The 19,573-nt window shown below is 43.2% G+C and carries 17 protein-coding genes and 1 pseudogene; 11 read left to right on the forward strand and 7 right to left on the reverse strand.

The window, feature by feature from the left end:
• Position 1 precedes the first annotated feature (1 nt).
• The 9 genes from lpxD (at position 2) to tilS (ending at position 11,301) form a co-directional block, all read left to right on the forward strand.
• Positions 2–1,030 carry a UDP-3-O-(3-hydroxymyristoyl)glucosamine N-acyltransferase gene (gene lpxD, locus BM135_RS03165; RefSeq protein WP_092517737.1) on the forward strand — a complete coding sequence of 343 codons (1,029 nt, stop codon included), beginning with the start codon at positions 2–4 and terminating at the stop codon, positions 1,028–1,030.
• A gap of 162 nt (positions 1,031–1,192) precedes the next feature.
• The gene (gene fabZ / locus BM135_RS03170) at positions 1,193–1,645 is read left to right on the forward strand and encodes a 3-hydroxyacyl-ACP dehydratase FabZ (RefSeq protein WP_092517739.1); all 453 of its coding nucleotides are present in this window, start codon (positions 1,193–1,195) and stop codon (positions 1,643–1,645) included.
• A gap of 3 nt (positions 1,646–1,648) precedes the next feature.
• Complete coding sequence (gene lpxA / locus BM135_RS03175; protein ID WP_092517741.1) at positions 1,649–2,446, forward strand: acyl-ACP--UDP-N-acetylglucosamine O-acyltransferase; 798 nt, start codon at positions 1,649–1,651, stop codon at positions 2,444–2,446.
• A 4-nt stretch (positions 2,447–2,450) separates the two neighbouring features.
• Positions 2,451–3,638: a lipid-A-disaccharide synthase gene (lpxB, locus tag BM135_RS03180; protein ID WP_092517743.1), complete on the forward strand. Its 1,188-nt coding sequence runs from the start codon at positions 2,451–2,453 to the stop codon at positions 3,636–3,638.
• The gene (gene rnhB, locus BM135_RS03185) at positions 3,638–4,228 is read left to right on the forward strand and encodes a ribonuclease HII (protein WP_092517744.1); all 591 of its coding nucleotides are present in this window, start codon (positions 3,638–3,640) and stop codon (positions 4,226–4,228) included. Before lpxB ends, rnhB begins: the two co-directional genes overlap by 1 nt.
• Before the next feature lie 28 nt (positions 4,229–4,256).
• Complete coding sequence (gene dnaE, locus BM135_RS03190; RefSeq protein WP_092517746.1) at positions 4,257–7,739, forward strand: DNA polymerase III subunit alpha; 3,483 nt, start codon at positions 4,257–4,259, stop codon at positions 7,737–7,739.
• 12 nt (positions 7,740–7,751) lie between these two features.
• Positions 7,752–8,711: an acetyl-CoA carboxylase carboxyl transferase subunit alpha gene (accA, locus tag BM135_RS03195; RefSeq protein WP_092517748.1), complete on the forward strand. Its 960-nt coding sequence runs from the start codon at positions 7,752–7,754 to the stop codon at positions 8,709–8,711.
• 268 nt (positions 8,712–8,979) lie between these two features.
• Positions 8,980–9,897, forward strand: coding sequence for a DMT family transporter (locus BM135_RS03200; protein WP_092517749.1), 918 nt, complete (start codon positions 8,980–8,982; stop codon positions 9,895–9,897).
• Between the two features lie 33 nt (positions 9,898–9,930).
• Positions 9,931–11,301: a tRNA lysidine(34) synthetase TilS gene (gene tilS / locus BM135_RS03205; protein WP_092517750.1), complete on the forward strand. Its 1,371-nt coding sequence runs from the start codon at positions 9,931–9,933 to the stop codon at positions 11,299–11,301.
• Between the two features lie 55 nt (positions 11,302–11,356).
• On the opposite strand, the gene rof is transcribed toward tilS, so the two are convergent.
• Positions 11,357–11,626 carry a Rho-binding antiterminator gene (rof, locus tag BM135_RS03210; RefSeq protein ID WP_092517751.1) on the reverse strand — a complete coding sequence of 90 codons (270 nt, stop codon included), beginning with the start codon at positions 11,624–11,626 and terminating at the stop codon, positions 11,357–11,359.
• Positions 11,627–12,031: 405 nt separating this feature from the next.
• On the opposite strand from rof, the gene nlpE reads away from it, so the two are divergent.
• On the forward strand, positions 12,032–12,718 hold the full coding sequence (gene nlpE, locus BM135_RS03215) for an envelope stress response activation lipoprotein NlpE (RefSeq protein ID WP_339385116.1): 687 nt from the start codon (positions 12,032–12,034) through the stop codon (positions 12,716–12,718).
• Between the two features lie 104 nt (positions 12,719–12,822).
• On the opposite strand, the gene proS is transcribed toward nlpE, so the two are convergent.
• The 6 genes and pseudogenes from proS to metN all read right to left on the reverse strand — a co-directional run bounded on the left by proS (position 12,823) and on the right by metN (position 18,505).
• Complete coding sequence (proS, locus tag BM135_RS03220) at positions 12,823–14,544, reverse strand: proline--tRNA ligase (protein ID WP_092517753.1); 1,722 nt, start codon at positions 14,542–14,544, stop codon at positions 12,823–12,825.
• Positions 14,545–14,659: 115 nt separating this feature from the next.
• Positions 14,660–15,367 (reverse strand): tRNA (N6-threonylcarbamoyladenosine(37)-N6)-methyltransferase TrmO, encoded by a 708-nt coding sequence (gene tsaA, locus BM135_RS03225; protein WP_092517769.1) that lies wholly within the window; start codon positions 15,365–15,367, stop codon positions 14,660–14,662.
• A 32-nt stretch (positions 15,368–15,399) separates the two neighbouring features.
• Positions 15,400–15,794, reverse strand: a pseudogene (gene rcsF / locus BM135_RS03230) (Rcs stress response system protein RcsF).
• 91 nt (positions 15,795–15,885) lie between these two features.
• Positions 15,886–16,701, reverse strand: a complete 816-nt coding sequence (locus BM135_RS03235) for a MetQ/NlpA family lipoprotein (protein ID WP_092517754.1) — start codon at positions 16,699–16,701, stop codon at positions 15,886–15,888.
• Positions 16,702–16,827: 126 nt separating this feature from the next.
• Positions 16,828–17,481, reverse strand: coding sequence for a methionine ABC transporter permease MetI (locus BM135_RS03240; protein ID WP_092517755.1), 654 nt, complete (start codon positions 17,479–17,481; stop codon positions 16,828–16,830).
• Positions 17,474–18,505, reverse strand: coding sequence for a methionine ABC transporter ATP-binding protein MetN (metN, locus tag BM135_RS03245; protein WP_092517757.1), 1,032 nt, complete (start codon positions 18,503–18,505; stop codon positions 17,474–17,476). The genes BM135_RS03240 and metN overlap by 8 nt, the downstream gene beginning before the upstream one ends.
• A gap of 177 nt (positions 18,506–18,682) precedes the next feature.
• Between metN and gmhB the strand changes: the two genes are divergently transcribed.
• Positions 18,683–19,249 (forward strand): D-glycero-beta-D-manno-heptose 1,7-bisphosphate 7-phosphatase, encoded by a 567-nt coding sequence (gmhB, locus tag BM135_RS03250; protein WP_092517771.1) that lies wholly within the window; start codon positions 18,683–18,685, stop codon positions 19,247–19,249.
• Positions 19,250–19,573: the final 324 nt, after the last annotated feature.

A 19,573-nucleotide genomic window follows, 5' to 3' on the forward strand; every position in this document is an offset into this window, starting at 1 on the left:
GATGGTTTCAATTCGATTGGCTGATCTCGCTCAGCAGTTGAATGCGCAATTGCAGGGTGATGGCGATATCGTCATCACCGGTATTGCGCCAATGTATTCAGCAAATAACGAGCAAATTACATTTTTATCCGACAGTCGTTATACTGACAAGCTTTCTGCATGTCAGGCTGCGGCTGTTGTACTGCGTGAAGCTGATCTTCCTCATTGCAAGGTTGCCGCGTTGATTGTCGATGATCCTTACTTTGCCTATGCACGCATGGCACAAATTATGGATACGACACCAAAACCTGCACAGGATATCCACCCATCAGCGGTTATCTCCTCTGAGGCGATTCTGGGTGAAAATATAGCAATTGGTGCTAATGCGGTTATTGAGTCCGGCGTTGTGCTTGGTGACAATGCCATTGTTGGCGCGGGTTGCTTTATTGGAAAAAACGCGCGGATTGGCGCAGGAACTCGCCTGTGGGCCAATGTATCGGTATACCATGATGTTGAAATTGGTAAATTATGCTTGATCCAATCAGGAACTGTTATAGGTTCTGATGGTTTTGGTTATGCCAATGAACGTGGAAATTGGATTAAAATCCCACAGTTAGGCACAGTAATCATCAGAGATCGCGTTGAAATCGGTGCTTGCACAACAATCGATCGGGGTGCGTTGGATAACACAGTTATCGGTAATGGTGTTATCATAGACAACCAATGCCAAATTGCCCACAACGTGACGATCGGAGACAACACAGCAGTGGCTGGTGGTGTCATTATGGCGGGTAGTTTGAAAATTGGTCGTTACTGTATGATTGGTGGAGCCAGTGTCATTAAAGGGCACATGGAAATCTGTGATAAAGTGACTGTGACTGGTATGGGCATGGTGATACGTCCAATTACAGAGCCTGGCATATATTCGTCGGGTATCCCGTTACAACCGAACAAAGTCTGGCGTAAGACCGCCGCTTTAGTCATGAGCATCAACGAAATGAATAAGCGATTGAAGTCAGTTGAACGCCAACTGAAAGGTGAGAACGAGTAATCATACTAGCATCTTGGATAGACATCTTTGATTAAACGTTTTTAATTAGCATTTTTGGTTGTGTTTTTGATTTTTGCGGCCTGCTTGATAACTCTTAATTTGGAGTTAACGCAGGCCGTGTCGTTAATACTATGATTCTTATATGACAGGAAGAGTATTTAGATGAGTGATAATCATACTCTGCAAATTGAAGAGATTTTAAATTTACTGCCTCACCGCTACCCATTTTTGCTGGTAGATCGTGTTTTAGATTTTGAGGAAGGTAAATTTCTGCGCGCAGTCAAGAATGTATCATTTAATGAACCATTCTTTCAGGGGCATTTCCCTGGTAAACCAATTTTCCCTGGTGTTCTGATCCTTGAGGCAATGGCTCAAGCTACTGGTATTCTGGCATTCAAAAGTGTTGGATCGCTGGAACCAGGTGAATTGTATTACTTTGCAGCGATTGATGGCGCTCGCTTCAAGCGTCCGGTTCTTCCAGGTGATCAAATGATAATGGAAGTAGAATTTATTAAAGAACGTCGCGGTGTTGCGCGTTTCAGGGGCGTAGCGAAAGTCGATGGAGAAGTGGCTTGCGAAGCTGAAATGATGTGTGCTCGCCGTCGAGAGGCTTAACCCATGATTGATCAGACCGCTGTTATCCATCCCTCTTCCATTGTTGAAGAGGGAGCTGTCATTGGCGCTAATGTTCGTATTGGCCCATTTTGTTATATCGGTGCTCAGGTTGAGATTGGTGAAGGGACTGAGTTGAAATCCCATATTGTGATTAATGGGATCACCAAGATAGGTCGTGATAACCAGATTTATCAATTTGCCTCCATTGGTGAGGTGAATCAGGATCTCAAATATCAAGGTGAACCAACTCGCGTTGAAATTGGTGACCGTAATCGCATTCGTGAAAGTGTTTCTATCCACAGAGGCACTGTTCAGGGTGGTGGTGTGACTAAAGTTGGCAGTGACAACTTGTTGATGATTAACGCTCATATCGCTCATGACTGCATCGTTGGTGATCGTTGTATCATTGCGAACAATGGCACATTGGGCGGACATGTTATTTTGGGTGATTACGTCATTATTGGTGGAATGACGGCTGTGCATCAATTTTGTCAGATTGGTTCCCATGTTATGGTCGGCGGTTGCTCTGGCGTTGCTCAGGATATTCCTCCTTACGTCATCGCACAGGGAAACCATGCGACTCCATTCGGATTGAATATTGAAGGTCTGAAGCGCCGTGGGTTTGACAAAGAATCACTGCATGCAATTCGTAATTCCTATAAAACGCTTTATCGTAGTGGAAAAACATTGGAAGAAGCCAGACAAGACATTGGCCTTCAAGCAGAAAACAATCCGCATGTGAAAGTATTCAGTGATTTTCTGGAAAATTCCGCAAAATCCAACCGTGGCATTATTCGTTAAGTAGATGAAGGATACTCCTTTGACTACCTTTTCTTCTATTATTGATAATCAGCGCCCGCTGACAATTGGCTTGGTCGCCGGAGAAATATCCGGTGACATCCTTGGCGCTGGGCTGATTCGTGCATTGAAAGCAAAAATTCCGCACGCTCGCTTTGTAGGTGTTGCTGGCCCCCTTATGCAGGCGGAGGGTTGTGAAGCCTGGTATGAGATGGAAGAGCTGGCAGTAATGGGAATCGTCGAAGTTCTGGGTCGTTTGCCTCGTTTACTAAAAATACGCAAAGACTTAACAGCGCGTTTTACCGCGTTGAAGCCCAATGTGTTTATTGGAATCGATGCTCCTGACTTCAACATTACGTTAGAAGGTCGGCTTAAACAGCAGGGAATTAGAACGATCCATTACGTTAGCCCGTCAGTGTGGGCGTGGCGTCAGAAACGTGTGTTTAAAATTGGTCGGGCGACGGATTTGGTATTAGCATTTTTACCATTTGAAAAAGCTTTCTACGATCGGTTTGACGTTCCCTGCCAGTTTATTGGGCACACGATGGCAGATGCGATGCCTTTGCAAACGGATAAAGCAGCCGCCAGAAAAATTTTGGATATTCCATTGGCTGCTCACTGTCTGGCGATATTGCCCGGAAGTCGTCATGCTGAAGTAGATATGCTGAGTGCTGATTTCTTAAAAACAGCACAATTATTACGGGAAAAATTTCCTGACCTGCAAGTTTTGGTTCCTTTGGTTAATACCAAACGGCGTGAACAGTTTCAGCGCATTAAAGACGAAATAGCACCGGATTTGCAGATCCATTTATTGGATGGCAAGGCTCGTGAAGCTATGATTGCCAGTGATGCTACGTTACTTGCATCCGGTACGGCAGCACTGGAGTGTATGCTGGCCAAATGCCCGATGGTGGTGGGCTATAGAATGAAACCTTTTACATTCTGGCTGGCAAAACGCTTGGTGAAAACACCGTATGTTTCCTTGCCTAACCTGCTGGCAGGCAAAGAATTAGTCAAAGAATTACTACAGGATGAATGCAAACCACAAGCGTTGTCAGAGGCATTGTTGCCTCTTTTGCTCGGTGGCGCTAATGTGGAAGCGTTGAAGCAGACGTTTTTGCATTTGCACGAAAGCATTCGCTGTGATGCCGATGAACAGGCTGCACAAGCCGTTCTGGAATTAGCGAGAAGATAATGGATTTTGTTTATCCTCAGGCGAATTTGATTGCCGGTGTTGATGAAGTTGGGCGCGGCCCATTAGTAGGGGCTGTAGTCACTGCGGCGGTTATTCTTGATCCAGCTAAACCCATAGCGGGTTTAATGGATTCGAAAAAACTCACGGAAAAACGTCGTGAAGCGTTGTATTTGGAAATAAAAGAAAAAGCCTTGTGTTGGAGCCTCGGTCGTGCAGAGCCGGAAGAAATTGATCAGCTCAACATCCTCCACGCTACAATGCTTGCGATGCAAAGAGCAGTCGAGGGTTTGGTACTCACACCTGACTATGTTCTGATTGATGGCAATCGTTGCCCTGAGTTGGCAATGCCAGCACAAGCTGTCGTAAAGGGCGATAATCTGGTTGCAGAAATAAGCGCCGCCTCCATTCTTGCCAAAGTAACGCGTGACAGAGAAATGGCAGAATTGGATAAACAGTTTCCTGACTATGGTCTTGCGAAACATAAAGGTTATCCTACAGCCCTACATCTAGAAAAACTGGCTTCTTTAGGTGCTACGGAGCATCATCGTAAAAGTTTTGCACCAGTTAAACGGGCGTTAGGTCTTGGATAAAAATCTGGGATAAGTATCTGGACAGACTATGACAGAACCACGTTTTGTGCACTTACGTGTTCACAGTGATTATTCAATGATTGATGGCTTGGCTAAGACTGGCTCATTGGTGAAAAAAATCGCCAAATCGGGAATGCCGGCTTTTGCGATTACGGATTTCACTAATTTGTGTGGATTGGTGAAGTTCTATGGCAATGCCCTTGAAGCTGGTATTAAGCCAATTATTGGTGCTGATTTTTATGTGGAAAGTGATTGGTTGGGCGACGAATACGCCCATTTGACGATCCTTGCTCGTAATAATGAAGGTTACCAGAATCTGACCTTGCTGATCTCAGAGGCTTACCAAAAAGGTTATGGTGCGATGGGCCCGACCATCAAACGGGAATGGCTGGCAAAGCACAAAGCTGGGCTGATCTTACTGTCGGGTGGGCGTATGGGAGATGTGGGTAAATTCCTGCTGCGTGGCAACCGTGTGATGGTGGATCAATGCCTTGACTTTTATCAGGAGCATTTCCCTGACAACTATTACCTTGAGTTAATCCGTACCGGACGTCAGGATGAAGAAAACTATCTTCATGCGGCAGTGGCATTGGCAGTAGAAAAAAATCTCCCCGTCGTGGCAACCAATGATGTCTGTTTTCTGGAAAGCGAAGATTTCGATGCCCATGAAATCCGGGTTGCTATCCATGATGGTTATACGCTGGCTGATCCGAAACGTCCTAAAAATTACAGCCCTCAGCAATATCTACGCAGTGAACAGGAGATGTGCGAGCTTTTCTCAGACATCCCTGAAGCGCTACAAAATAGCGTAGAAATTGCTAAACGCTGTAACATCACTATCCGTCTTGGTGAATATTTTCTGCCGCAATTTCCGACGGGAGAAATGAGTACCGAAGATTTTCTGATTGAAAAATCCAAGCAAGGGTTGGAAGAACGTCTGGAATTTCTCTATCCCGATCCGGAGAACAGGGCGCAAAAACGTCCAGAATATGATGAGCGTCTCGATATTGAGCTGAGAGTTATTAACCAGATGGGATTCCCTGGCTACTTCCTGATCGTAATGGAATTTATCCAGTGGTCGAAAGACAATGGTGTTCCCGTCGGGCCAGGACGCGGTTCTGGTGCAGGCTCTCTTGTGGCTTATGCGTTAAAAATCACCGATCTTGACCCGTTGGAATTCGATCTGCTGTTTGAACGTTTCCTTAACCCTGAACGCATTTCCATGCCTGACTTTGACGTCGATTTCTGTATGGAAAAGCGCGATCAGGTTATCGATCACGTTGCAGATATGTACGGACGAGATGCGGTATCGCAGATTATCACTTTTGGTACGATGGCGGCGAAAGCGGTTATCCGCGATGTTGGGCGTGTGCTTGGGCATCCATATGGGTTTGTTGATCGAATATCAAAACTGGTGCCTCCTGATCCCGGCATGACGCTGGAAAAAGCTTTTGCGGCTGAGCCACAGCTACCTGAAATTTACGAAGCGGATGAAGAGGTTAAAGCGCTGATAGACATGGCGCGCAAACTGGAAGGTGTCACCCGTAACGCAGGTAAGCATGCCGGTGGTGTGGTTATTGCACCAACCAAGATTACTGACTTTGCACCGATTTACTGTGATCCAGAAGGGCAAAACCCGGTTACCCAGTTTGACAAAAACGATGTGGAATATGCGGGGCTGGTTAAGTTTGACTTCCTTGGCCTGAGAACCCTGACCATCATCAACTGGGCACTTGAGATGGTGAATGCACGCCGTACCAAGAAAGGGTTGGAGCCGATTGATATCGCGGCTATTCCGCTGGATGATCAGAAAAGTTTCGATATGCTGCAACGCTCTGAAACCACAGCCGTGTTCCAGCTTGAATCCCGCGGGATGAAGGATTTGATCAAACGCCTGCGCCCCGACTGCTTTGAAGACATGATCGCATTGGTGGCATTATTCCGCCCCGGGCCGTTGCAATCAGGCATGGTAGATAACTTTATCGACCGTAAACATGGACGGGAAGAGCTCTCCTACCCTGATGTTGAATGGCAGCACGAATCCTTAAAACCCGTATTGGAACCGACTTACGGTATCATTCTGTATCAGGAACAAGTGATGCAGATTGCTCAGGTTTTGGCGGGTTATACGCTTGGTGGTGCAGATATGCTCCGCCGTGCAATGGGTAAGAAAAAGCCAGAGGAGATGGCTAAACAGCGGTCAGTATTTGAAGAGGGAGCGATAAAACAGGGCGTTAATGGCGAACTTTCCATGAAAATCTTCGATTTGGTGGAAAAATTCGCAGGTTATGGCTTCAACAAATCTCACTCCGCAGCTTATGCATTGGTTTCTTATCAGACTTTATGGCTGAAAGCTCACTATCCAGCAGAATTTATGGCGGCAGTGATGACAGCTGATATGGATAACACCGAAAAAGTCGTTGGGCTGGTGGATGAGTGCTGGCGCATGGGGCTTAAAGTGTTGCCTCCTGATATTAATAGTGGCTTGTATCATTTCCATGTCAATGATGACGGAGAAATTGTTTACGGTATTGGTGCGATTAAAGGTGTAGGTGAAGGGCCGATTGAAGCGATTATCGAAGCCCGGCAGAAAGGAGGGCACTTTAAGGAACTATTTGACCTGTGCGCACGCGTTGATATAAAAAAAATAAATCGCCGTGTGATGGAAAAATTGATTATGTCCGGTGCTTTTGACCGGCTGGGTCCACATCGTGCGGCGCTGATGTCTTCTTTGGAAGGTGCACTGAAAGCAGCGGATCAACATACCAAAGCTGAAGCCACTGGTCAAACAGATATGTTTGGCGTGTTGGCAGAAGAGCCAGAACAGGTTGAGCGTTCATATGCCAGTACGCCGAAATGGCCGGATCAGGTAGTCCTGGATGGTGAACGGGAAACACTGGGTCTGTATTTAACTGGGCACCCGATCACAAGTTATTTGAAAGAAATTGAACGATATACGAATGGGTTGCGTCTAAAAGATGTGAATCCGACACCTCGTGGTCAAGTAACAACTGTAGTAGGTTTAGTATTAGCGTCCAAAGTATTGACAACCAAGCGGGGAAACAGGATTGGTATCAGCACATTGGATGATCGCTCAGGACGGCTGGAGATCATGCTGTTTTCTGATGCGCTGGAAAGGTATCAGCATTTATTGGAACAGGACAAAATTTTAATTGCTACCGGACAAGTCAGCTTTGATGACTTCAACGGTGGGCTTAAAATGACAGTTCGTGAATTAATGGATATCAGTGAGGCTCGTGAAAAATTTGCACGTGGGCTTGCTATCTCGTTGTCAGACAGGCAAATTGATGAACAATTATTAAACCGTCTTCGTGGTGCATTGGAGCCACACCGTTCAGGCACGATACCGGTTCATCTTTACTACCAGCGGGTAGATGCCCGCGCCCGTTTACGATTCGGTGCAACATGGCGGGTAACGCCAACAGACACCCTTTTGACAGATCTGCGAACTCTGCTGGGTAATGAGCAGGTAGAATTAGAATTTGACTAGAATAGGAACGTTATGAGTCTGAATTTTCTGGATTTTGAACAGCCGATTGCCGAGCTGGAAGCGAAAATTGATTCGCTCACCGCAGTTAGCCGTCAAGATGAAAAGCTAGATATCAATCTGGATGAAGAAGTCCAGCGTCTGCGGGAAAAAAGCCTGGAGCTGACCCGCAAGATTTTCGCTGATTTAGGGGCATGGCAAATTTCCCAGCTATCACGTCATCCATTGCGCCCTTATACACTGGATTATATTAAGCACATATTTACTGACTTTGAAGAATTAGCGGGTGATCGTGCCTATGCTGATGACAAGGCAATAGTAGGTGGTTTGGCGCGTATTGATGGTCGTCCGGTTATGGTGATTGGTCACCAGAAAGGGCGTGAAACGAAAGAAAAGATCCGCCGTAATTTTGGTATGCCATCGCCTGAAGGTTACCGTAAGGCGTTGAGATTGATGGAAATGGCAGAGCGCTTCAAATTGCCAATCATTACTTTCATTGATACTCCTGGCGCATATCCTGGGGTGGGTGCAGAAGAGCGCGGTCAGTCAGAAGCCATTGCCCGTAACCTGCGTGAAATGTCTCGTCTTTCCGTACCTGTCATCTGTACAGTTATTGGCGAAGGTGGCTCTGGTGGAGCATTGGCACTAAGCGTTGGTGATAAAGTAAACATGTTGCAATACAGTACATTTTCCACTATTTCTCCTGAAGGCTGTGCTTCCATTTTGTGGAAAAGTGCTGAAAAAGCGCCATTGGCGGCTGAAGCTATGGGGAACACAGCCCCACGTCTGAAAGAATTGAACCTGATCGATACGGTTATTTCAGAACCACTGGGTGGTGCGCACCGTAACTATGAAGTAATAGCAGAAACATTGAAGACTCAATTATTGGCTGATCTTGCTGAGTTGACCGAACTGGACAGTGAAGAATTAGTGAACCGTCGTTATGAGCGCTTGATGCAATACGGTTACTGCTAAGATCTGCAAGTAAGTTCTGGAAGTTATTATTGATAACGGCTTCCATATAATACGGCGTTATTTTTAATATCTCTTTATTTTTAATATCGCTAATAGCAGGTGGAAAGTACTGAGGAGTGATAACTTCCTAGTTTTTTCCGCCTGTTTTGCTGTTTATAACGGCGAAATCATCACGGTATAGATGATCTAGTCTTATTATTCCTGATGACATTGGATAGAAATAGGTGCCTCGCGGGCTGGGCTTTAAAATAATAAGTTGAGTTTTTCTATGGCCAAATACAAATATATTATTTATGCATTTTCTTGTGTGTTTATCTGGAGTTTTATTCCTTCTATATCGCGTTTTGGTCAGAAAGAGATGGATCACTTCCAATATTTATTCTGGTCAAATATTTTGTCTGTTTTGGCGGTATTTGTTGTCGCCCTTATGATGGGGAGAAATTGGAAGAAACTGTTATTCATTCCTTTTCCCGTTATGCTTAAGGTATTGATCTTAGGTGCTTTAGATTGTTTCTTCTATTTGCTGCTTTATTATGGTTATTCCATTGAGAATGGTGTTGCTGTGTTGGTAATTCAATATAGCTGGCCGTTAATTATTATTGGATTATCATTTTTCTTGTTCAAAGAAAAATTGTCGATCAAACAGATGATTGGTATTGCAATGGGTTTTATGGCTGTTGTGATTACTTTTACAAAAGGAAATATTACCGAGATTGCGGTGGAACATCCTCAGGCTTTGTTGCTGGTATTTAGCGGGGCGTTTTGCTTTGCATTAATGTCGGTATTATCAAGGCAATTCGCTATTGATCCCTATATTAGTACGTTCTGGGTATTTATGTGTTCTACATTAGTATCTGCGGTATTTATGTTTGCTTTCAGCAGCATTAATTTACCTGTCGGTGATTCATTAATACCAACACTGCTTAACGGTATCATACTGAATGGGGTTTCTTATATCATTTGGTTCAAGGCGATGAACAGTCCTGATTCCCATAAAATTGCCTCCATCTTATTTTTATCACCAGTCTTGTCGATGATGTGGATTATCCTGTTTTTTGATGATGCGTTTGTCCCTGCTTATGCGATCGGACTAGCGTTGGTTATCATTTCTGGGTTACTTTGCATCAGCGCTAAGAAAAAATCTTCCGAACAAAATAAATTGATGGATGATCTGATTGAGGATTGATCTGGTAAGAATGAAAAAAGGTTTGGTTCCATAATGGCAAGTACTCATGATCTTCTGCTCACGACGTTGGCAGAACAAATTGGTCAGCATAAAAAGATTTTAGTTGGATTTAGCGGTGGATTGGATTCCACCGTATTGTTGCATTTGCTTGTTTGTTTGCGGACTCAATCTCACCAATTGAGTAGTAAGCGAATGGCGTTAAGAGCAATTCATATTCATCATGGTTTAAATTCAAAGGCAGATTTATGGGTCGAACACTGTCGTCAGGTTTGTGCTGACTGGCAGGTCGATTTTCGGATTGAAAAAGTCACACTTAATACTCGCCAAAATGGAATTGAAGCTGCGGCTAGAAATGCCCGTTATCACGCTTTCCAACAGGAGCTACAGCAGGACGAAGTTTTAATAACGGCACAACATCTTGATGATCAGGCAGAAACATTTTTATTAGCATTGAAACGAGGGAGTGGACCGGCTGGGTTATCTTCCATGCCTTCCAGAATGCCATTTGCGGGAACAACACTGATTCGCCCTTTGCTAAATGTAAGTCGTGCAGAATTGGAAGAGTATGCTCAGGCACAAAGGTTGCAATGGGTAGAGGACGATAGCAATCAAGATGATCGTTATGACCGTAATTTCCTGCGTCTGAATATCATGCCGTTACTCAATCAACGTTGGCGCCACTTTCCGCAAGCCGTTTCCCGCAGTGCCAGTCTGTGTGGGGAGCAAGAACAATTACTGGATGAATTGCTAAAAGAATCTTTGAATGCATTGATTACATTGGAAGGTTCGATATCTATTCCTCCTTTGGAAAACAGTTCTGAAGCAAAACGAAATGCGTTGTTGCGACGGTGGCTCAATCAGTGTGGTGTAAAAATGCCAGCCCGCGAGCAGCTGCAAAGAATTTGGTCAGAAGTGGCACTCGCCAGACAAGACGCAGAACCTCGCTTTAGATTAGGGCAGTATGATATTCGCCGTTATCGGCAACAACTTTGGTTGGTACCCCAATATCAGAGCTTGACGGGGACTATTCTTGAATGGGATATACAACAGGAATTGACGTTACCAGATGGGTTGGGAACGCTGAGCCTTTCGCAAGAAAATGATGTTAAAGCAAATGGTGTTAAAGAAAATGGTATTAAAGTGAGAATGCCAAACGGTAATGAGCAAGTGACAATTTGTTTTGGTGTTCAGGGCAATATTAGTATTGTAGGGCGGCAACATTCTCGACACAGTAAAAAATTATGGCAAGAATTAGGAGTTGCACCTTGGCTCAGAGAGAGAACACCTTTGCTCTATTACAATGAAAAACTGATTGCAGCACTGGGTGTTTTCATCACTAAAGAAGGCCAAAGTTTGTCTGATGATGAGAGGATTTCAGTTCAGTGGAAGAAAATTGCTTTTTAAAAAGCCCTTATTTTAAGTAAGGACTTTTAACGGAGAGTTCAATTGTTATTCGCGGTTATGATGAAGAATGCTCAATAACAATCGTTCCAATTTCTGGATTGTTGAAACTGATAATGTAATCCAATCTGAATTCACGGGTTCCTTCATTTGAATCGATGAGAAGATATTCAATTTTTTTTCTTAAAATCAGCTTATTAGCTTTGCCTTCAAATATTTCACCATCTCGTAATTGGAGATGTAAATGTAGCTGGCGTTGGCATGCTAGCTCAAGATTATCGTAATCATCACAGTTAATTGGTTGATATTCTTCATTATTTATAGACATATTTGCTCACCACTATGTTAGTGGCGGTTATCGTGCCGCCCGTGATTGACCAGAATCAAACGAAAAACGCTATTTACGACTAACGCTACTTACGACTATAGCACAGTAAGCTTTCCGTGATTACTGGGTAAATCTGTAAGAATTTTGTTCAAACAATTTTATTGAAACAAGAAGCAAGTTAAATTTGTATCATATCATTACGCAACTCAATTAAGTCATACTATTTGATTTTTCTCTCCGTATATTTTGGAATATGGGGAAGTAACGTTAATTTTGTCACGTAAAGCTCATGTTTTATAAGTAGCAGACGTTATAAAAAATGGGTTATACGTTTTACCTTTCAAGTTGCTTCTTTGTGACTGCAACTTGAAACTAATTGATTATCTTTTGAATTTGTTGGGTTAAATGATGAATAAAAAAATATTACTTGCATTACTGGCTGCTGGTGTTTTCACCGTAGCAGGATGTCAGAACATTCCAACCACACAGAATGACTCCGCACCTCAGGGGCAATCTCGATCAACCGAGAAAGTGTTTAGTGGTATTGTGCCTTGTGCAGATTGTTCAGGTATCGAGACTACCTTAAAGCTTGCTAAAGATGGGACTTATATATTGGGGCAAACCTATTTAGAAGCTAAAAGTGAGGAAAATACTTTCTTTGAAACGGGTCATTGGGTGACAAATGGTAAAAAGATTGTCTTGAATAATCAGGATGGCAAAAAATCTTATTATCTGATCAATGGTGAAAATTTGGACATGCTGGATGTTAATGGTGAGCCAATTCAATCAAGCTTTAATTATGAATTAGATAAAGTAACACCGAAAAAACTGGCTGGAGAATACAGCTATTTTGCTGATTCAGCTCTTTTTACAGAATGTGATACCGGAAGACGTTATGATGCTTCTGAAAATATCGATTTAGAACGTGGTTACAGCGCTATGGGAGTAGAGGGCGGAACACCTGTTTATGTGGAAGTAGAAGGCTACTACACGCTTCGTCCTTCAATGGAAGATGGGTTGTTTGATAATGCAGTGATCCAAACAGGTAAAATTCGTTTTGATAAAACCTCTTCCTGCCATATCAAGAAATAACGAATAACAGCGGAACATAAGCCATAATAATAAGCCATATATGAAAAAACCTGCGCAATTAATACGCAGGTTTTTTCAGTTTAAGCAGATACCTTCAAGCAAAATTAAGCTTGTTGAATATAACCTTTCAGGTAATCAACAATATTGTCTAATTTCAGCATTTGCTTATCACCTGTGCGGCGATATTTGTATTCGATCTCATCATTATCTAAGTTGCGATCGCCGATAACCAGAGTATGTGGTACACCGATCAGTTCCATGTCAGCAAACATGACACCTGGGCGCTCTTTACGATCGTCGAAAATGACATCAATACCGTTGGCTCGTAAGTCTGCATATAATTTTTCAGCGACTTCTTTCACTCGGTAAGATTTGTGCATGTTCATTGGTAGAATTGCCACTTGGAATGGGGCAATCGCATCTGGCAAGATAACTCCACGATCATCGTGATTCTGCTCAATGGCCGCTGCAACGATACGGGTTACACCAATACCGTAACATCCCATGGTAACAACTTGATTGTGCCCATCTTCGTTTTGCACAGTTGCTTTCAGGGCATCAGAGTACTTGGTGCCTAATTGGAAGATATGACCAACTTCAATACCACGCTTGATTAACAGTGTTCCTTTTCCATCAGGGCTGGTATCACCTTCAACGACATTACGGATATCAGCGACGTCTGGTAGTGGTAAGTCACATTCCCAGTTAATGCCAAAGTAGTGTTTATCATCAATATTAGCACCTGCACCGAAATCACTCATGACGGATACGCTGCGGTCAATAATGACAGGCATAGGCAGATTGACCGGACCTAAAGAGCCTGGGCCCGCTTTCACGATGGCACGAATTTCTTCTTCGGTAGCGAAACTCAGGGGGCTGGCGACTAAAGGCAATTTTTCTGCTTTGATTTCATTCAGTTCATGGTCACCACGTACCAGCAAAGCAACTAATTGATGTCCACTTTCTTCTGTGGCATGAACGATCAGAGTTTTGACGGTTTTTTCAATTGGTAGATTGAATTGTTCGACCAGTTCAGCAATGGTTTTAGCGTTTGGTGTATCGACCAGATGCATCTCTTCAGACGGAGCCGCACGTTCCTGAGATGGCATAACAGCTTCAGCTAATTCAATATTGGCTGCGTAGTTGGATTCTGTAGAGAAGACGATATCATCTTCTCCACTGTCTGCCAGAACCTGGAATTCATGGGATGCACTACCTCCGATAGAGCCGGTATCTGCCATAACTGCGCGGAAATCCAGCCCGATACGGGTAAAGATTTTGCTGTAAGCATCGTACATCTTGTCGTAAGTCTCTTGCAGAGACTCTTGATTGGTATGGAAAGAGTAAGCATCTTTCATGATGAATTCACGTGAACGCATGACACCAAAGCGTGGACGTACTTCATCACGGAATTTGGTCTGGATCTGGAACAGGTTTAACGGAAGCTGTTTATAAGAAGTTACTTCGTTACGAATCAAGTCAGTGATGACTTCTTCATGGGTTGGGCCCAAAACAAAAGGACGAGCGCCACGATCTTCAAAACGTAGTAATTCCGCACCATATTGTTCCCAACGGCCACTTTCCTGCCACAAATCTGCTGGCTGAACTACCGGCATGGAAACTTCAATCGCTCCTGCATTATTCATCTCTTCACGAACAATGTTTTCAACTTTTCTCAACACACGAACACCTGTTGGCATCCAGTTGTATAGACCTGAAGCGAGTTTACGGATCATTCCGGCGCGAAGCATCAGTTTATGACTGATTACTTCTGCATCAGCAGGCGTCTCTTTTAAAGTAGAGAGCAGATATTGACTAGTACGCATAGTAAGTTTCCATTGGATAGCAAATTGCTTTTGGGCAGTAAGATATTACCACTCAACCCAGAAAATAAAGACAAACCGTTAGTCTACCAGCGAGCTTGCGATGTCAAAAGGAGTTTTAGCGGCGTTCGATAGAAACCACTTCTGTTATGGCATCAAAAACTAGCCAGCGAACGTTGAAATCTAAGATATGAGCTGCATATATTCGGTTTTCCTGCGCTTTTTTACGGTAGGCGGGACGGGGATCCTGAGCCAATATTTGGCTGATAAATCGTCTCAAATGAGGGTAATTGGCTTGGTGGGATAGAAGCTGGCATTCTGCTTCTGGTGAGAAATTGATGGTCATGTTTGTATCTGGCGCTGCTTGGGCAAAACCCGCTTTAGCTTCGGGGCGTGATTCAGCGAAAGGCAAGTAAGGTTTGATGTCGATAACAGGTGTACCATCCACTAAATCCAAACTACCAAGCTCTAGGATGACACGATTGTTCTCGCATTGAATGCCTTTCAATTCTACCAGTGACATGCCAATTGGATTGGGACGGAAAGTTGAACGGGTGGCAAACACGCCCATTTTTGCGTTTCCGCCCAAACGGGGAGGACGCACCAATGGATTCCAGCCACCATCCATGGTTTGATGAAACACAAAAATGATCCATAGATGACTGAACTGCTCCAGCCCGCGTACTGCATCAACCTGATTGTAGGGAGCAAGTAACTCCAGCTGCCCTGTACCATCTTCGACCAAACCCGGTTGACGGGGAATGGCAAATTTCTCTTTATAAGGAGAATGAATGGTTCCTATTTGCGTAAAATGAAAATCTGCCATGAGCATTTTTTATAATAAAGATTCAGTCATAATTATTTATTGGTTGTCAGTAATGCTGACCCTTCACAAATGGCAGTTTGATAGCACCTTGGCCAGATAAAATGGCACATTGATGAAGTAAGACTGCGTTTGCATTCAGATAAGAGGCTTTTGCTAACATTTTTTGCCGTGCGGTTGCAATACTGGCAGGAGAATCTTGCAGAGTACTGCGGCAGGATTCTCCGGCTACAATACCTAATTCTTTAAATGGTAAACCTGAAAGCTCATCCGGTTTGGTATATAGGCGGACGTAAGAGGCAGCCTTGTTTTTCTTGACTGACTGGTGTTTCAACTTCGAATCAGGCATATCAAGTTTATCGGACTGAGTTGGCAGTGAAGTACACCCAGCGATAAAGAGCGCCATGAAACAGATAGCTAACATACGCATTGAGTTGCATCCTCATTAAAATTAAAAATGGGTGGATATTTTTATATCCACCCATTTTTAATTTTAATCTTGATTGACTGAATAGAAAAGATTACCAGCCTTTTATTGCTCCACCCCTGAAGACCTTATTAGCTTCTTTTTCTACTTCTGGAGATTGATACGCTTTTACAAATTTTTTCACGTTTTCCGCATCCTTATTGTTTTCACGACTGACAATAATATTTACGTAAGGTGAATTTTTCTCTTCAACAAAGAGTCCATCTTGCTCTGGTGTTAACCCAATCTGCCCTGCATAGGTATTATTGATAATTGCAAAAGCAATCTTTTGGTCGTCCAATGAACGTGGCAGTTGTGGCGCTTCCAGCTGTACGATATCTAAGTGTTTAGGATTGCTGGTAATGTCCAAAATAGTTGGCTGCAGATCAACACCCTCTTTAAGAGTGATAAGACCTTGTTTTTGTAATAACAGCAGAGCGCGGCCCAAGTTAGTCGGATCGTTGGGGATGGCAATTTGATAACCATTTTGCAATTCATCCAGTGACTTAATTTTTTTTGAGTAGGCCGCCATTGGGAAAATGAAAGAGTTACCAACAATTGCCAATTTGTAGTTACGTTCTTTCACATGCTGATCTAAAAAAGGTTTATTCTGGAAGACATTCACATCAATATCGCCCTTACTCAATGACTCATTTGGCAGAACGTAATCATTGAATGCAGTCAGCTCAACATCAAGGCCATATTTATCTTTAGCCACTTGTTTGGCAACTTCAGCAACTTTAAGTTCAGGTCCCGCAATAACTCCAACCCTAATATGGTTTGGGTCACGTTGTTCCTGCCCACAACCGGCAAGAATTAATGTACCTAATAATGCACCGATTGCCGCAATGGATTTCAATTTTATTGACATATTTTCACCCCTATTGAATACTGATTTATAACCTGTCTTATCAAGTTACTGCGTACTACTATAATGAGGCTCTTAGGTATAAGCCCTGTAATATAAGGGCCTTACTGAAACCTTGTTGAAATAATCTTATTTACGATTAACAGCTTTCACTAAATGATCACCGCCTAACTGAATCAAGAATACTAAAACAACCAATAATGCTAATACGGTATTCATCACTGTCGCGTCGTAGCCGATATATCCATACTGATAGCCAATCTGCCCCAAACCACCGGCGCCAACAGCCCCGCCCATTGCAGAATAACCAACTAATGTGATTAAGGTTATGGTTGCGGCATTAATCAAACCTGGTAATGCTTCTGGCAATAGGATCTTTTTAACAATCTGAAACGGTGTTGCTCCCATCGCACGTGCTGCTTCAATTAGACCTGTCGGAATTTCTAATAATGCATTTTCCACCATGCGGGCAATAAACGGGGCAGCCCCTACGGTCAGTGGAACAATCGCTGCCTGTAATCCGATTGATGTTCCTACAATCAGACGGGTAAATGGAATCATCCATACCAATAGAATAATGAAAGGTATTGAACGAGTAATATTTACTAATGCAGAAAGTATGCGATAAAGAGTACCATTTCCAATAACTTGCCCAGGACGGGTAACATATAAAAGCACCCCCGCCGGCAATCCAATAACAAAACCAAAGAAACCGGAAACGAAAGTCATTACGAGAGTTTCCCAGACTCCTTTAGTTAATAATAAAATCATTCCTTCAGACATAACCGAGAACCTCTACTTTCACATGATGCTCTTCTAAAAATGCAATTGTTGATTTGATGCTATCGCTTTCCCCATCTAATTCCGCCAGCATAACCCCGAATTTAACACCCCCGGCGTAGTCGATTTGGGAACTTAATATGCCAATATCAATATTAAAACGGCGAACAGCCATCGAAATTAAAGGTGCATCAACTGATTTACCTGTGAATTCCAGTTTCAATAATGGACTGCGATCAGGTGCGGATTCTGGTTGTAACTTCTTTAAGTAATCTTCAGGAATATCCAAATGCAACGTAGATTTGATAAATTCTTGGGCAATCGGCGTCTTGGGATGTGAAAATATTGCGCTCACAATATCTTGTTCAATTAATTGACCACCACTGATGACGGCGACTTGATCACAGATACGTTTAACGACGTCCATTTCATGAGTAATTAGAAGAATAGTTAATCCCAGTCGACGATTAATATCCTTTAATAATTCTAGTATAGAACGAGTTGTTGCTGGATCCAGAGCACTGGTGGCTTCGTCACACAGAAGCACTTTGGGAGAGTTTGCCAGTGCCCGTGCAATAGCAACCCGCTGCTTTTGACCACCAGATAAATTGGCAGGATAAGCATCATGCTTGTCTGTGAGGCCGACTAAATCTAGCAGTTCGTTAACTTTGGCCTTTATATCGGCTTTTGACGTGTTATTAAGTTCCAAAGGTAACGCAACATTGTCAAATACTGTTCTGGATGACAGCAAATTAAAGTGCTGAAAAATCATGCCAATATGACGACGCGCATGAGTGAGTTCGCGTTCTGATAGAAATGTGAGATCTTGCCCAGCCACTAATACCTGACCAGAAGTCGGGCGCTCAAGCATATTTACACAGCGGATTAGGGTGCTTTTGCCTGCACCGGAAGAGCCAATGACACCATATATTTGTCCCTGTGGGACATGCAGGTTGATATCTGAAAGCGCTTTTACAGAACGCGTTCCTTGTTGAAATATCTTATTTATCTGAGTCAGTCTTATCATTTTTTCTTATTAGATGTAGAGATGAACGACTTGAGAACATTTCAACAAGCCATGAATTAAAGTGGATGTTAAGGTGTCTAGACGTCTAAGTCAACTATGAATAAATTAAATGCTGCATTCTCATTCAGTAATAAATCATGCGATACTGTCCACTTGGTACATTCTTGGAGCTATCAGGTGACTCAAGGTATTCCCGCTGTATTTTTAGATCGTGACGGCACGATTAACATCGATCATGGTTATGTACATGAGATAGATAATTTTCAATTTATTGATGGCGCAATTGAAGCCATGCTTGAACTGAAAAAAATGGGCTATGCACTGGTCTTGGTTACAAATCAGTCAGGCATTGCGCGTAAGATTTTCACTGAAGATCAGTTTATGCAGTTAACCGAATGGATGGATTGGTCATTGGCGGATAGAGGTGTTGATCTTGATGGCATCTATTATTGTCCTCATCATCCAGAAGCAGAGAATGAAGAACATAAGAAGAGCTGTAACTGTCGCAAACCACAACCAGGTATGTTGCTGGATGCACAGCAAGAATTATATATCGATATGTCTTCTTCTTATATGGTAGGAGACAAAATAGAAGATATGTTGGCCGCCAATGCAGCGAAAGTTGGTACTAAGATTCTTGTTCGTACAGGAAAACCAGTAACAAAAGAAGCAGAACAAGCTGCAGATTTAGTCGTTAATAGCTTGTCAGACCTACCAAATGTGATAAGAAATAGGCAAAAATAGCGTTTTGGGCTAAATTTTGAGCGTTTAAGTAAAAAATCACAAAAAAGACTTGCCTATATCAGAAGGATCCCTATAATGCGCATCCGTTGTCACGACAAACACACAAACCTGTCGGGATGACAAAGTGAAAGGCCCTGAAAAATAAGGCTTGACACTGAAGGCGAAAAGCGTAAGATACGCAGCCTCGCAACCCGGAAGGCTTCCGGTTGCGCCCGCTCTTTAACAATTGAATCAGACAATCTGTGTGGGCACTCGCAAGACCCTATCCACGCCGAAAGGCGAAAACGATACCAAGTCTTGAAGAGTGACTGAGCAGTTAATTCA

It is taken from the genome of Xenorhabdus japonica, assembly GCF_900115195.1.
Classification (GTDB): Bacteria; Pseudomonadota; Gammaproteobacteria; order Enterobacterales; family Enterobacteriaceae; genus Xenorhabdus; species Xenorhabdus japonica.